Source organism: Pseudomonas sp. PS01299 (assembly GCF_029960145.1).
Classification (GTDB): Bacteria; Pseudomonadota; Gammaproteobacteria; order Pseudomonadales; family Pseudomonadaceae; genus Aquipseudomonas; species Aquipseudomonas putida_A.
On the sequence record NZ_JASCPO010000487.1, the window covers coordinates 1 to 1,233 of the forward strand.

General features: G+C 60.4%; 2 protein-coding genes. Both read right to left on the bottom strand.

From position 1 onward, the window contains the following. Positions 1 to 142: 142 nt before the first annotated feature. Entirely contained in the window at positions 143 to 520 is a 378-nt protein-coding gene (locus tag QMX91_RS31170; RefSeq protein ID WP_096796610.1) for a DUF2892 domain-containing protein, read from the bottom strand. A gap of 82 nt (positions 521 to 602) precedes the next feature. Further along, positions 603 to 1,073: an RNA methyltransferase gene (locus QMX91_RS31175; RefSeq protein WP_007911337.1), complete on the bottom strand. Its 471-nt coding sequence runs from the start codon at positions 1,071 to 1,073 to the stop codon at positions 603 to 605. Positions 1,074 to 1,233: the final 160 nt, after the last annotated feature.

Sequence of the window (1,233 nt, forward strand, 5' to 3'; positions counted from 1 at the left end):
TTCCAAAGGCCTCGATAGCGCATTACTTCAGTAATACCGCCTTCGCGAGCAAGCCCGCTCCTACTTTTGATCGCATTCCAGCTTTCAATGTGGGAGCGGGCTTGCTCGCGAAGAGGCCAGAAGCCTCACCGAAAATTCAGGCTCAAACCCCAGCCTTCGGCGATTTCACCGAATCATTGCCGGTCACTGTCGCGGTGCTGGTCGCCGCTTCGGCATTGGCCTTGAGCTGGCTCAGTTCTTCCCCGGCCCGTTCGATCTTCGCCCGCACGTTATTCATGTCCTCACGGCTTTTCTCCAGCAGGCTTTTCACCGAGCTGTGCCCGGTGATGCCACGGGCCATCGCCACGCCGCCAATCGCCACCTGAATCAGACCGAACACGCCGCCACGGCGCAGGCCTTTGCCGACCATGATGACGCCACCGGCCAGCGAGCCGATGCGCTCCCAGCCCTGGACGTTCTGCTCGGTCGGGCTCTGGAACGGGGTGGAATCGATACGTTGGACGCGTTTGAGTTCGGTCATGATCTGTCTCCCAGGCAATGTGCAATAGATAGATAAGCTGACTGCCGCAGCGGCCGGCTCGTTCCATCGGATGTGCGACGTTTCAGCGGAATTTCGGCCCGGAGCGGGTATTCAGGCCCTTGGCCATGCGGTCGTAGAGCACGACGTTGACCGTGGCTGCCAGATTCATGCAGCCGGTGGTCGGGATGTACACGACGTCTTCGCACCAGTCGCGGATCTCTTTATCCAGCGAGCCGTCTTCCGGGCCGAAGATGTACAGCGCACGATCCGGGTGGGTGTATTCGGGCAACGGGCGGGCGCCCTCGACCAGTTCCACGGCGACCGGGACGCAGTTGAGCGGGAGGATCTTTTTCAGGTCGTCGATGCCGATCAGCGGGATGTCGTAGTGCACGCGCTTGGTGTCGGTGACGAAATCGGCGGCGCGTTCATAACGCTTGCCGGTGTAGAACACCGACGCCACGCCGTAACAGCCTGCGGCGCGCATCACCGAACCGACGTTCTCCGGTGATTTGGGGTTGTACAAACCAATGCAGCTGTAACGTTTGTCTGCCACGAGCGGGGTGCCTTCGGGAAAAAGAAGGCGATTATACGGGGATTGGGCGGTTGTGGTCAGACCTCGGATTATCGGTGCCCGAACGGTCGCCTTCGCGAGCAAGCTCGCTCCCACAGTGGTTTTGTGTATGACACCGATCCAGTGTGGGAGCGAGCTTGCT